Raw genomic sequence first — 13,959 nt, 5'->3', positions numbered from 1 at the left:
GCATTTTGACGGAACACCCCGGGGTTTAACGATGACTTCTTTAGTTAGCCCCGGGGGTGTTTTTTTGCCGGTACAAACCCAGCATCAGCGCCCATAACAAACTGAACAAGCCAAACACGGGATAAAGCACAGACAGCAGCGAACTGAAGCCGAACTGACTGGTGATATAACAGATAAAAAGAATCGTAACCGAAATCAGCATCGGCGGCACCGGGATCCGCTGCTGCAGCTGGAGCGTCACGCCGTAAACATCGGCGACGAAGGTGCTGAAGATCTCCATGAAGATGAGCAGGACGTAGATCAACTGAATGGTCGTCCCCAACTGCTGGGCGATGCTGCCCATCGGAATTTCGTATTGGACGATCCCCGGCATGTAGGCCGACAAGGCAAAATGACCGGCCATTAACATAAACCCAACGCCCAGCCCGCCGAGAACACCACCGAGCACAATGACGCGGCGGCTTTCAGTATGGCTGCCGATCGGCACGAGCACCGCCTGGGCCATCGACAGGTTAAAGGCGGAATACATCAGCGGGGCCGCCCAGGCCGCTACCAGCGCGGTATCTGTCTCCAGCGTCAGAAAGCGGGTCGCCCCCGGCGAGCCGGCGGTATTCACAATGATCGCGAGCGAGAGAATCAGCATCATCGGCACGACGATGGAGTTCAACTGCAGTACCCCGTTGATCCCCCGACCCAGCAGCAGGTAGGTGAAAATCAAGGTGATCCATAGGCCTGTCTGATAATGAAGCCCCAGGTGTTCCATAAAAACGGAGCCGGCCCCCGCCAGCATCACACTGTTGACGCCGATTAACACGACTAATGTAAACAAGCTGAGCGCCCGGCCGATCCGTTCCCCGAACAGGCGGCGATTCAGGTCCTCATAGGAAGCGGCTTTGATCTCGCGGGCGAGCAGCATCATTTTCGTTCCGAGCCAGACAAACAGCACGGTGGATAACAGGATCGTCAGAACGCCCCATTTGCCGTACCGGGTGAAAAACTGGAGAATTTCCTGCCCCGTCGCAAAACCGGCGCCAACGACAGTGCCGATATAGGTGAATGCGATCTGCAGAACTTTTACGGCATTTTTCATGGTTTTCCCCCCGGTTCTTGTGCTATATATAGTACAGGGTATGTTGTCCAAGAACGGGACATGACTTAAAAAACGCAGGAGGTCAGCTAACGGAACACAGAGACGTTATTTGCCCGCTATCGAGGATTCTCAATTCTAACGGAACGAGGAGACCTTATTTTGAGCAAACGTTGTGAAATGAGTGCGAAAATTGCCTAATAAGGTCTCTCAGTTCCGTTACAGCGAGAAATAGTCGGGAAATGAGCAAATAAGGGCGCTACGTTCCGTTAGGTTCGCCGCACGACTTCCGCGAGCGCCGACTTCACGTGTTTGCTGCACGACTATCCGCGTGAGCCGACTTCACGGATTCGCCGCACGCCCAGCCGCACGGGTTCAATTTTGGAGCTTTCTTGGTACGGAGGGTCATCCCGCATGTCATCTTGGATGGAACGGAGTTATTGAATATGAGCCTTGGAGGAAATCAGATGGAGTTGTTAAAACAAAAGATCGTGGAGCAAGGGGTCATCGTTTCGGACCAGGTGCTGAAGCTTGACGGACTGCTCAATCATCAGGTCGATCCGCAGTTGACGATGCAGATGGGTCAGGAATTTGCCAAGCGGTTTCGCGATCAAGGCGTCACCCGCGTCATTACGGTGGAGTCGTCGGGGATTGCCGTGGCGTTTGCCACCGCTTACGAACTGGGCGTTCCGCTCGTGTTCGCGCGGCGGAAGAAGACGTTGCTGGCCGAGCCGGACATGCTGTGTGAACGGGTGCCTTCGTTTACGAAAGGCATTGTCACGGATATTTTGGTGTCGCGTGATTTCCTCGGGGAGAACGATCGGGTGTTGTTTATCGACGATATTATCGCCAACGGCGACGCCGCGCGGGGATTAATCAAAATCATCGCCCGTTCCGGAGCCGAGCTGGTGGGGGCGGGGATCGTGATCGAGAAGTGCTTCCAGCCCGGAGCCCGGGCCATTCGCGAACAAGGGATTCGGCTCGAGACGCTGGCGCGCATCGCTTCGCTGGAGGGCGGCCGAATTACGTTTGCCGATTAGGACAAAGGGACGAAGAAAAAGCAGCCAAATTTCGGTTAATCCTTTGCAGGCCCTCTTTTTTTCGCTATAATGAGGATTACTAGGGAGAGGAGGCTTAAAGAATGGGGAAAGAATTGGCAGTTGACGCGGAGTTTTTTCTTTCGAAATTGTCTGAAGCGAAGGTTACTTTTGAACGTGCCCTGGATTGCAAACATACCGAGTTTGATGACCTTTATCCCTATATGCTTGAACATCCCCAGTTTTTCTGGTACAAACGCTATGTAGCATGGTCGCAATTGTTGACGATAGCCGGGCTATGCCAAGAGCTCGAGGTGCCCTGGAAGGAACAGTTCAGCCCGCAACAGATAGGGTATTTGGAACAGAGGGTTATGTCGGCGAAAGTGCTTGATTTTTGGTTCGAAACGAATGACAGCCGGGAGCACGCTTCACGATAAGCGGTTACCGTGCTGATGCCGCAAGTGATATGCTCTTAACTGCGGCGCCGTATCGGTTAATGCAGGCATTCGAAGTCCCGTCGGTTCGCCGGCGGGGCTTTTTTTGCGTTTGACGTCAGATCCATACACGCTGCCCGGCGCTTTGAACGAGGATCCCGTTTAATCAGGCAGCAGCAAACAAGACTGTCGGGGCAAAGAAACTTTGGCGACGCAAGCGAACGGTTCGATCATGGGGCGGACGTAGGCTTAAGAGGCAGGCTGAGCGGATAAGGTAGCGTTACCTCGCAGCCGGAGGGAGGCGGATCGTGAAATCCGGACTCCGGGTTCCAAAGTGTCTTGATCCTGATTTCCGGACGATTCCGATGGTTTCGCTTCCGCTCCCCTCCTAATCCATGCTCCCTTAACAAAAGGGATAATGGTGCAAAGCCCCATGCAGAGGATCATCCAAACGCGAACCGCGAACTTGGACCCCGAACTGTTGTATAATAGAGGTTGTTCCCCTAAATCAGGAGGTAGAATGTCGATGATTTCAGATGAAACGCTGGACCAATACCGGCTGTCCGGAGAAAAAGTGCGCGTCGTACGCGACGGCATTCCGGAAAACGACGTGCGGGGGATCGTAGTGGCTTGGGACGACACGCATGTCTTAATCCGCAAGCCGAACCGCAACGTGGTCAAGCTGGATCGCAACTACATTTACCAACCTGCGCGCGAGCCTAGGATTTCGCCGCTGGATTGATCGTCTTGTTTGAAGAGGGGATCTTAAGGGAGCGGATGCTCCTTAAGGTTCCCTCTGTCCACTTTGTCCCCTTTGTCCGCACGTTCCCGCCGGGACGAGCCGGGTGCGGGAGCGCTGCCGTTCAAATAGGCACGCATCCGGGAGGACACCTCGCGCTGCAGACCCGCCCACAAAATCCGCATCTTCCCGTGATACCCCCGGCAGCGGTATTCCGCCTGTATGCCGTTCTCATCCTGGAGGATCCGTTCAATTTCGATGTTCCGCTCGCGGAACTTGCCTTGAATTTCCGAGAGGACCAGCGTTACGCGCCGCTCTCCGCCGCGGATAAGGTCCACGTAAGCCTCCGGGCTCTTCAACAACCCGCTCTGCTCGAGAATCCGGGCATCCCGCTCGAATACTTTCTGCAAAAAACCAAGCAGCAACGCGCTCTTAATCAGCGCCAGTTCCTCTTCCTTGATGCCGGGTACAGCCATCGAACAACACCTCTTCATACGAACTTATGTTCTTATCATACCCCAGCCGGACGTTTTTAATCAAGCGCAACTCTTGAAAGTTTTGCATTGACTTCTTGGTGCGAGACGTGGTATGATCTATCTTGTCGCTGCAAAAGTTAATTTGCTCGATACTCAATATGCGGTCGTGGCGGAATTGGCAGACGCGCACGGTTCAGGTCCGTGTGGGCTAACCCCCCGTGGAGGTTCGAGTCCTCTCGACCGCATTAACTCAATAAGGAATAAGCCCTTGAATTTCTTCTTTCGTGGAGATTCAAGGGCTTTTTGCATACTCGGAATTTACTGGAGAAGTTTAGATGGGTAGGAATGGCATAAATTTGAATTAATGTTATTTTAATGATATTGTAAATATTGAAATAATAGTTTAACTATCAATTCGATACTGCTACGGATCGCAGTATGTAAAAGGGGGATTGATTTGCACGCCCATTATCCATTTTCAATCCAATTCATTATTAGGAGGCGTTTTAATGTCAACGGATCAAAAGAATGGGTTTAGGGAATCTATGGTCGACTTTCTGGATAAAAGGTTTATTAACAATCCCTTTCCGGTATACCACGAGCTGCGAGAAAATGACCCGGTGCATCGGTTCCTCTTGCCTAACGGCCAGTTCGCCTGGATCGTCTCACAGTACGAAGATGCGGTGGAGATTTTGCAGGATTCGCGTTTTGTGACCAATTCTCCTTATTTAGAAAATGAAACGGGCACATTACCTCCGCATCGAGAAATTATTTATCGTAATTTGCTCAGTATTAACCCAGATGACCACCGCAGGCTTCGTCGGCTGATCCAGAAAGCTTTTACTCCACGGATGATTGAAGGGTTGCGGAGCCGTATCGAAGGAATTAGCAGCGAACTTCTTGATCGGATCGAATCGAGGGGAAAACGCGAGATGGATTTGATTGAAGATTTTGCTTTTCCTCTCCCCATCATCGTCATTTGTGAAATGCTTGGGGTTCCTCTTGAGGATCAGGAACAATTTAGGGAATGGTCTAATACCATTATGGAAGGCTTTAATAATCCGCAATTGGACCGCAAAAGCGACGAAGTGATGAAAGACTTTGTTGATTATCTGCAGAAGCTGATAGCCCATAGGAGGAACGCCCTTCAAAAAGACTTGATCAGTGATCTCATTAGCGTGGAGGAGCAAGGGGATGTTCTTTCGGAACATGAATTGTATGCGCTTGTGTTCGTGCTAATCATTGCTGGTCACGAGACAACGGTAAACCTTATCGGGAATGGTATGCTGGCACTCATGAGTAACCCGGAGCAGAAACAGTTGCTCTTAAATGATCCTGCTCGGATCCATATGGCCATCGAAGAAATATTACGTTATAATGGGCCTGCTGAAGTAAGCAACGTTCGATGGGCAACGGAGGATGTGGAGTATAAAGGCAAACACATTCGACAAGGCGACATGCTATTTGTCTCCTTTACTTCGGCAAACCGAGACCCTCGGCAGTTTCCAGAACCGGATACGTTTGATATCACACGTGAAGTAAACAACCATATTGCTTTTGGCAAAGGGGTGCACTATTGTCTGGGAGCGCCATTGGCAAGACTGGAGGGCGAAATTGCCATAAACGCCTTACTAAACCGGATGCCGGAAATACGGTTGAAAACATCGGATGAGCTGCTGGAATGGCGGCCGGGCATGATTATACGAGGATTAAAGGAGATACCGGTGATATATTAATTATTTTAGTTGAATGGTTCGCAACTTTCCCCTTCAGGGGTGAAGTTGCTTTTTTTAGTATGCGATTCACTTCCCTTTCGTACATGTCCTACTTCCCTTTTGTACGATTAAACTGCAATAACGTTGTATTACAATCATGTATAGTAGAGGAGGGGTATCAATTGGTTACAGGAGTTGGCAATAAAGATGAGTGTTAAAATTGTCGGCGTACATTCCGAAGGTTTAGGAAATAGTATGAAAGTATGAGGGGAACAATATGAAGATCCCACGGATTTTTAGGACAGACAAAGAACTTGAAGATCAGATGAGTGATGAAATCCTTGTTGCTCGTGGTCCTATTCTGCTCTGGGTATCGTTAGTCTATGCAGCTTCAATGATCTTACAGATGCTGGGCCAGCTAAATTGGATGAACACCATGATCTTTACTGTTGTATATGGAATACATCTCGTACTTCACTGGAATCTATACAGGGTCGTGAAAACTAAGGCTTGGATTTATTTTTTAATTCAAGGATTGCTTATTTTTGCCTGTGCTTTATTAATGCCTGACAGTTCTCCGGCGATTCTTATCGGATTGTATCCTGTCTTGATTGGACAATCAATTAGCCTGTACTATCAAAAACGCAAAATTGCACTGGTGATCCTATACAGTTTCTTTATGTTTTTTTACGCCTTATTGTATCTAGGGAGCCGTTATGAACTGGTATTAATGGTGCCGTTATTTTTGTTAATGTTAATTGTAGTGGTCGCATATGCCTCATTATTTTTTCAGCAAGTACATGCCCGAATCCGGACACAAACTTTTTTGAGGGATTTGGAAAAGGCACATAAAAAGGTTGAAGAACTGACTCTCGCAAACGAACGCCAACGTTTGGCACGCGATCTTCACGATACACTCGCTCAAGGATTAGCAGGGATTATCATGCAAATCGAAGCTATTGATGCACATGTATCTAAAGGAAATATTACGAAAGCTCAGGAATATCTAAAAATATCCATGGGTGAAGCTCGAAGAATATTGGCCGAAGCTCGGCTAGCTATCGACAATCTAAGAATGAAATCTGCTTCTAATGTGGAATTTGAGGAAGCAGTTAATGATGAAATACGTCGATTTATTCAGGCTACAGGTATTAGTATCCTTGGTCGAATTGAGGTTTCATCTCATATGTCCGGCACCTTAAAAGAGCATAGTCTGCAGATTATTAGTGAATGCTTGATGAATGTGGCAAAGCATGCCAAAGCGGATTCAGTATGGGTCCATGTGACTGAGAGGTCAAGCACATTATATATTGAAATCAGAGACAACGGTGTAGGGTTTGATACAACTCTGATCGGACAAAAAACGGGGCATTACGGGATACTGGGAATGTATGAACGTGTTCGGTTAATCGGAGGAACGATTACGATTCATAGTCATCCCACTGGCACAAGAATCCAAATCGAAGCTCCATTTCATAAAGGGGAAGGGATATGAACCCATACAAAATACTGATTGTTGATGACCATCTGGTGGTAAGAGAAGGATTAAAGATGATCTTGGAAACCGATAACCGCTTTGAGATCATCGGAGAAGCGGAAAATGGGAAGGTCGCTCTTCGTTTGATTGAAGAACTTTCGCCTGACGTTATCCTCCTCGACCTAAATATGCCGGTGATGAGTGGTGAAGATACCTTGAAAGCCCTACAAACGAATCGGTGCAGCATTCCTGTCATCATATTAACAACCTACAATGAGGACGGTTTAATGGTCAATGCGTTGGCGCTTGGTGCAAGAGGATATTTGCTTAAAGATACGGGCAGAGAGCATTTATTCCATACGATTGAATCGGCCGTGCGTGGGGATACCTTACTGCAGCCCGATGTTCTAGCTAAAGTTTTGGCGGCTAAGAATCATATGGATGAGCCTAATTCAAAGGGAAAAGGGCGCTTCATCTTGACGGACAAAGAATTATTTGTCTTGCAATTAGTAGCTAGAGGATATAAAAGTAAGGAAATCGCTTTTGACATGGGGGTTACTGAACGGACGGTCAAAGCCCATCTAACTAATATCTACAATAAACTTGGGGTGGACTCACGCTCCCAGGCTGTAGTTACAGCACTGGAACACGGGCTTCTTCATATCTGATTATACTCGGGCCATGCTCATGCAGAAAACTCCAACTTGAAACGCACGGATCTTCCGTGTGTTTTTTTATTCCTCTGCTTCCCTTTCATTTCCCTAAAGTACAGGTTCCTCACTTCCCCTTTGTACGATTCTTTCTTTGATTATTTTTTTTAAACTAACTATATAAAAAAAAGAAAGAATAGGATGTCGGGAGGAAGAGAAATGGCAAAGTATTTATATCGTTTAGGACATTGGTCAGCAAGAAATGCAAAGAAAGTCCTTATTGGAGGAATTGGATTTTTGTTAACACTTGCCATACTAGCCATAGCAGTGGGTCCATCCTTTAATGACAATATTTCTATTCCGGGGCTTCAATCCGAGTCAGCGATCAAGCTTCTGAACAAGGAGTTTGCCGGACCGCAGGAAGATGGAGGGCAAGCACGCTTGGTAATTAAAGCACCGGAAGGAGAGACGTTGTCCTCAGAAACGGCTCAACTTTTTATACAGAAGGTCTTAAAGGATATTAAAGAAGATACGCAAGTGAAGTCAGTAACAAGTCCTTATGAAAATTATTCAATTCGTGCAGACAAGAACATAGCTTATCTGGATGTCACATACAAAACCCCAGCCGGTGAGGTAACAGATCAATCCAGAGATCATCTTTCATCTGTTGCTGAAACTATGAGGTCTTCTGGCTGGGAAGCAGAGCTGACAGGCGCAGCATATGTTCAAATGAAAATCATGGGGCCGTCCGAGGTTATTGGCGTTATCATTGCTTTTCTGGTACTATCCATAACCTTTAGTTCGTTCCTGCTTGGCGTATTGCCCATTGTAACAGCAGTTATTGGGCTTGGTATGGGCTTGCTGGGTGTACTGCTAGGCACCAAATTATTTGACATTCCATCGACTTCAATGTCGCTGGCAGCTATGCTTGGATTGGCAGTCGGTATAGATTATGCACTCTTTATGGTCTCAAGGTATCGTCAACAATTGGCAGAAGGCTTCAGCAAATCTGAATCCATCGCCATCGCGAATGCGACAGCAGGAAGCTCAGTTGTATTTGCCGCAATCACGGTTATTATTGGGCTTACCGGTCTTGCTGTGGTTAACATTCCATTTCTGACTGCCATGGGGCTGGCTGGAGCATTTTGTGTAGTAACAGCCATGTTAATCTCGATTATTCTTGTTCCAGCTTTACTTAGCTTGATGGGCGGCAAAATTAGTGCTGGGAGCAGCAATAAGCTGCTGAACATGGGGAGACGCAAAACTCAGAAGAAAAAGAACCGTCTTGGGCATTTGGTAACCAGCAAGCCATGGGTGGTGGTCTTTCTTGGAATTATCATGTTGGGGACTATCGCGATTCCTTTCTTCCATATGGAACTTGGCACGTCAGATGATGGTCAAAAATCTACAGAAAAGACGGAGCGCCGCGCTTATGACCTTCTCTCAGAGGCCTATGGTGAAGGCTATCATAGTCCGCTTATCGTTCTAGCCCGTGCAGACGGCACTGGTGATTTCACTGCCGATGTTTCGAGTGCAATGGAAGAGTTAAAGAATATACCGAATATAGGTACGATTTCGCCTGCAATACCAAGTCCTTCTGGAGAGGTAGCTATGATTAATATTATCCCTGCCATAGGACCTCATAATATTGAAACTCCTAAATTAGTAGATGCAATTAAGAACCAGACACCTCAATTTCTGGATAAATATCATGTGGAACTGATGGTTACGGGTTCCACTGCAGTGAATCTCGAAATATCCCAGAACCTAACCGATGCGTTACCGAAGTTCTGTCTGGTGATCATTGGGCTGGCATTCTTCCTGCTCATGGTAGTGTTTCGTTCCTTGCTTGTGCCCATTAAAGCGGTGCTCGGCTTTATTCTTTCGCTAGCGGCAACGTTGGGGTTTGTTGTGTTTGTCATACAGGATGGGCATATGTCCAGTATTTTCGGCTTTTACGGATCGGGTCCGATCCTCAATTTCCTGCCTATCATTGTTGTAGGCATTCTATTCGGCCTTGCTATGGACTACGAGGTATTTCTTGTCAGCCGAATGCGTGAAGAGTTTAAACAAACCGGTGATGCAAAGAAAGCAGTTTTGGCCGGAATGGGGCATAGTGGCGGAGTGGTAATAGCAGCAGGACTAATTATGATCTCGGTTTTTACGGGATTCATGCTTGCAGAGGATCCGATTATTAAATCCATGGGCTTTGCACTCGCATTTGGTATTCTTTTTGACGCTTTTGTAGTTAGACTCCTTATTGTGCCTGCGGTCATGACGCTTTTGGGTAAGTCTGCTTGGTATTTGCCAAAGTGGCTGGATCGAATTCTTCCTAACCTTGATATTGAAGGAGAGTCTGTCATGGAGGAGATTAAGAAAAATGTACAACAGCGAAGTTAGCCTATTATCTTGATCCTTAAATACGAAGCCCTTCGATCTAATCGAAGGGTTATTTTTTTGTTGTACAGAAGAAGTCGAATTGGAATACAGGCGGAAGGGTAAAGATGAGGAGGCTGCGCAACCAGAAAGGTCAATATCCGATGATGACAAGGTAATATTCGATGAGACAACCAAGAAAAGAAAAGGTACACTGAATATAGCGTTTAAACGCTTACATGGTGATTGCGCACACCAGTTTAGACGAGGGTTCAGTGCAGAAGAAAAGGTCAATAAACCGGAGGGCGTCGTTGACGGTTTCCATGGACAAATGTTCATAAGGGAGGGTCTTGGTATGATTCTAAAAAGAATGATGGCCGTGTTACTAACGGGTTGTTTGGTTGGCGCGGCATTGACGGGCTGCGGAGGAAAAGACGAATCCGGCGCAGATCAAAATGAAAACGCTTCAAACGGCAAGCCGACCAAACTGACGGCATTGTTTGTTAAGCACTCGCTCACGAAGGACATCAATGAGATGCAGTGGCTGTCCGATTTGGAGAAGAAGGCGAACGTGGAAATCGAGTGGCAGCAAATCTCCGCGGACTGGGATCAGAAGAAGAGCGCCCTGTTTGCCAGTGGCGAAATTCCGGATCTGCTGTTCAATGCGACAAAGAATTCGGATTTCGTGCAGTTTGGCGGCTTGTTTGAAGACCTTAGCCCCCTGATTGAGAAGAACGCGCCCAATATTCAAAATATGTTTAGCGAACACCCTGATTTGAAAACGCTATCTACGCAAGTTGACGGAAAGATCTACAGTACGCCCAGATATAAAGGGCTCTGGCCCAATGCTACCGCAACGATGTTTATCAATAAAACCTGGCTTGACAATCTTGGTTTGAAAGTTCCCGAAACCTGGGACGAACTGGAGCAGACGCTGATCGCCTTCCGCGACGGCGACCCGAATCAGAATGGCGACACCAAGGATGAGATCCCGATGGATTTTAATAAAATCGGCTGGAGTTTCACGCCGAAGCTTCTGCTTGGCAGTCTGGGGTTGCCCCTGTCCGATGACGCGCCGGACGGCTACTTCACCGAAAATGCCCAGGTCAAAAATTTTTATGTGGATGAACGCTTTAAAACGTTAATGCAGTTTCTGCAGAAGCTGTACAGCGAAGATCTCATCAACAAAGAAGCCATCACGCAGGATTACTCCAAGTATCAGTCGCTGGCACGCGGCAATGGCTCCACTGCAAAGGTAGGTTTTACTTGGGGCTGGGAATCCGGAGACCGCTTTGGCAACGAACTCAAGGACCAGTATATGGTGTTGCCGCAGCTTAAGCAGCATGCCGATTCGACGGATGAACTTTACTGGAGTTACGACTATTACAATCAGAACTTCGGGGACAATGCGGTAGCCATGAGCGCCAAATCCAAGAATAAGGATGCGGCCATGCGATTTATCGATGCGTTTTACGAACCGACCGTCAGTCTCCAGGTGTTGTTCGGGGGCATGAACGATAAGGATCAAGGCATTAAAGATAACGGGGACGGCACGTATCAAATCCTGCCCCCGGCTGACCCTTCGCTGGATCCCGGTTCCTGGAAATGGACCAACTCGTTTGCGGACTTGGGCCCGATGTATGTTGCCGATGACCTGAAAGAGAAGGTGACGCTCGGGACCGACATGCAGGCTGTATTTAAAGAGAAGGCGATATATAACGACTTGCTTGCCAAAGCGGACCCGAAATCGAACGTCTATCCGCAAGCTTTTATGAAATACAGTACAGAAGACACCAATACAATGGCCATGAATCAGGCCAATATCAACAACATCACCGACCAGGAATGGGCACGTTGGATGATGACGAATGCCGATATCGAAAAGGAATGGGATGCTTACGTCGACAAAGTCTATAAGGTCGGTCTGAAGCAAAATCTGGAAATTCGTCAGAAAGCCTATGAGGAGTATTTGTCGACTTTGAAATAGAAGATGAGAATCGGATGCGATTCATTCCATGAACCGCATCCGGGTTCACCTTTATAAGGGGGGAAGCATCCATGAAGCAAGCGCAGACGGCCCAGCGGGTCCTCCATGCCCGCAAAGGAACAAGACTGGGGAAGCACTTGGGAAACTATCAGTTGTGGATTATGGTTCTCCCGGCGGTTGTTTATATCGCCATTTTCTGTTACGGCCCGATGTACGGCATTCAACTCGCTTTCCGGGATTTTGATTTTAGCAAAGGGATTACCGGGGGGAATTGGGTCGGGTTAAAGTACTTCGAGCAATATTTCGACAGTCCGATGTTCTGGCCTACGCTCAGAAATACGTTCGTGATCGCCTTTTTCTCGCTGCTGCTTGGTTTTCCGATGCCGATCTTGCTGGCGCTGGTCATCAATTCCATTCGCAGCGCGAAGCGCAAGCGTATCCTGCAGACTACGGTTTACATGCCGTATTTCATCTCCACGGTCGTCATGGTGGCTTTGCTGCAAATCCTGCTTTCCCCCACAACGGGTCTGGTCAGCGGCTTGCTCAAATCATTGCACCTGATTCCTGCGGATATGAATCTCATCGGGGATCCCAGAGCTTTTGTTCCGGTCTATGTCCTTTCGGGTATCTGGCAGCTCTGCGGCTGGAACAGCATTATTTTTATCGCTGCGTTATCCTCGGTGGACACCCAACTCTATGATGCCTCCCGAATCGATGGGGCCAACCGCTGGCAAATCGTGCGGCACGTGGAGATCCCTGCAATCCTGCCGACGATTATTATTTTGCTGATCATGAATATGGGCAACATACTGAGCGTCGGCTTTGAGAAGACCTTCCTGATGCAGAATAGTCTCAACTTGTCCGTATCGGAAGTCATTTCAACCTATGTGTTCAACGTTGGGGTGAAGTCCAACCAGTTCAGTTTCGGCTCGGCTGTCGGACTCTTCAATACGGTCGTCAATTTCCTGTTTCTTATGATGGCGAACCAATTGGCCAAGAAGTCATCGAACATCAGTTTAATGTAAGGGAGGCGAGGTCATGTCTGCCAGAAACGCGCAAGGTCCGCAGAGCCTGGTCCATTCCGGCGGCATAGCCGACCGGTTATACACGGTCGTTGTAGCTGTGGTCAGCATTTGTGCCATGATCATTGTGGCCTATCCGCTCTACTTTATTGTTATCGCTTCATTCAGCAGCTCCACGTTGGTGAATCAGGGGGATGTTGTTCTATGGCCCAAGGGGATCAATTTTTACGGTTACGAACAAATTTTTAACGACGGACGCATTTGGCAAGGGTATCTTAACACGATCATTTATACGGTATTCGGTACCCTGTTAAATTTGGCGGTTACTTTGCCGGCCGCTTACGCGCTTTCCCAACGGGGATTTGTGGCGCGCAAAGTCATCATGCCGTTATTCGTATTTACGATGTATTTCGGCGGCGGAATGATTCCTACGTATCTGTTGATCCGCGATCTGCATTTGCTTAATACGCCATGGGTCATGATTGTAAACGGCGCACTGAGCGTCTACAACTTGATTATTACCCGGACCTTTATTGAAAGTTCGATTCCGGAGGAGCTTTATGAAGCAGCCGCGCTGGACGGATGCTCTCATTTCCGCTATTTCGCTTCCGTGGTGATGCCTCTTTCCAAAGCGGTCATTTCGGTCATTTCTCTCTATTACATGGTAGGTCATTGGAATGACTTCTTTAACGCGCTGCTCTATCTCAACTCGGATGAACTCCAGCCGCTCCAGATCGTTCTTCGCAACATTTTGTTGTCGAACCAGGCGTTTGCGGGCGGTGCCGGGGCCGGGGCAGGCGCAGGTGCGGGCAGCTATGCCCAGCAGTTTGCAGATCAGATCAAATATGCGGTGATCATCGTGTCGACGGTCCCTATCCTCTTGGTGTATCCGTTTATCCAGAAGTACTTCGAAAAAGGAGTCATGATCGGCGCGGTCAAGGGCTGACGCGTATTTGAGC

General features: G+C 48.0%; 12 protein-coding genes and 1 tRNA gene. 11 read left to right on the top strand and 2 right to left on the bottom strand.

Annotated features, from left to right (window positions below):
• Positions 1-40: 40 nt before the first annotated feature.
• Positions 41-1,090: a YkvI family membrane protein gene (locus tag BN3795_RS19450; protein WP_068786350.1), complete on the bottom strand. Its 1,050-nt coding sequence runs from the start codon at positions 1,088-1,090 to the stop codon at positions 41-43.
• A 464-nt stretch (positions 1,091-1,554) separates the two neighbouring features.
• Between BN3795_RS19450 and BN3795_RS19445 the strand changes: the two genes are divergently transcribed.
• The 3 genes from BN3795_RS19445 to BN3795_RS19435 all read left to right on the top strand — a co-directional run bounded on the left by BN3795_RS19445 (position 1,555) and on the right by BN3795_RS19435 (position 3,300).
• Positions 1,555-2,127, top strand: coding sequence for a xanthine phosphoribosyltransferase (locus BN3795_RS19445; protein ID WP_068786349.1), 573 nt, complete (start codon positions 1,555-1,557; stop codon positions 2,125-2,127).
• A gap of 101 nt (positions 2,128-2,228) precedes the next feature.
• The gene (locus tag BN3795_RS19440; RefSeq protein WP_068786348.1) at positions 2,229-2,561 is read left to right on the top strand and encodes a hypothetical protein; all 333 of its coding nucleotides are present in this window, start codon (positions 2,229-2,231) and stop codon (positions 2,559-2,561) included.
• 523 nt (positions 2,562-3,084) lie between these two features.
• Positions 3,085-3,300 carry a hypothetical protein gene (locus BN3795_RS19435; RefSeq protein ID WP_068786347.1) on the top strand — a complete coding sequence of 72 codons (216 nt, stop codon included), beginning with the start codon at positions 3,085-3,087 and terminating at the stop codon, positions 3,298-3,300.
• 23 nt (positions 3,301-3,323) lie between these two features.
• Here BN3795_RS19435 and BN3795_RS19430 read toward each other — a convergent pair whose 3' ends face one another.
• Positions 3,324-3,773, bottom strand: a complete 450-nt coding sequence (locus BN3795_RS19430; RefSeq protein WP_068786346.1) for a hypothetical protein — start codon at positions 3,771-3,773, stop codon at positions 3,324-3,326.
• Positions 3,774-3,933: 160 nt separating this feature from the next.
• On the opposite strand from BN3795_RS19430, the gene BN3795_RS19425 reads away from it, so the two are divergent.
• From BN3795_RS19425 to BN3795_RS19390, 8 genes are all read left to right on the top strand, one after another.
• A tRNA-Leu gene (locus BN3795_RS19425) sits at positions 3,934-4,018 on the top strand.
• A gap of 264 nt (positions 4,019-4,282) precedes the next feature.
• The gene (locus BN3795_RS19420; protein WP_110945266.1) at positions 4,283-5,509 is read left to right on the top strand and encodes a cytochrome P450 family protein; all 1,227 of its coding nucleotides are present in this window, start codon (positions 4,283-4,285) and stop codon (positions 5,507-5,509) included.
• A 256-nt stretch (positions 5,510-5,765) separates the two neighbouring features.
• Positions 5,766-6,983: a sensor histidine kinase gene (locus BN3795_RS19415; protein WP_068786345.1), complete on the top strand. Its 1,218-nt coding sequence runs from the start codon at positions 5,766-5,768 to the stop codon at positions 6,981-6,983.
• Positions 6,980-7,633, top strand: coding sequence for a response regulator (locus BN3795_RS19410; protein ID WP_068786344.1), 654 nt, complete (start codon positions 6,980-6,982; stop codon positions 7,631-7,633). The genes BN3795_RS19415 and BN3795_RS19410 overlap by 4 nt, the downstream gene beginning before the upstream one ends.
• A gap of 201 nt (positions 7,634-7,834) precedes the next feature.
• Positions 7,835-10,015, top strand: coding sequence for an MMPL family transporter (locus BN3795_RS19405; RefSeq protein ID WP_068786343.1), 2,181 nt, complete (start codon positions 7,835-7,837; stop codon positions 10,013-10,015).
• Between the two features lie 331 nt (positions 10,016-10,346).
• Positions 10,347-11,978, top strand: coding sequence for a type 2 periplasmic-binding domain-containing protein (locus tag BN3795_RS19400; protein ID WP_232729984.1), 1,632 nt, complete (start codon positions 10,347-10,349; stop codon positions 11,976-11,978).
• A gap of 71 nt (positions 11,979-12,049) precedes the next feature.
• Complete coding sequence (locus BN3795_RS19395) at positions 12,050-13,003, top strand: ABC transporter permease (RefSeq protein ID WP_110945265.1); 954 nt, start codon at positions 12,050-12,052, stop codon at positions 13,001-13,003.
• Positions 13,004-13,016: 13 nt separating this feature from the next.
• Positions 13,017-13,946 (top strand): carbohydrate ABC transporter permease, encoded by a 930-nt coding sequence (locus tag BN3795_RS19390; protein WP_068786342.1) that lies wholly within the window; start codon positions 13,017-13,019, stop codon positions 13,944-13,946.
• Positions 13,947-13,959: the final 13 nt, after the last annotated feature.

This window comes from Paenibacillus phocaeensis (assembly GCF_900021165.1).
GTDB lineage: Bacteria > Bacillota > Bacilli > Paenibacillales > Paenibacillaceae > Fontibacillus > Fontibacillus phocaensis.
This window is presented reverse-complemented; position numbering and strand designations above follow the sequence as displayed.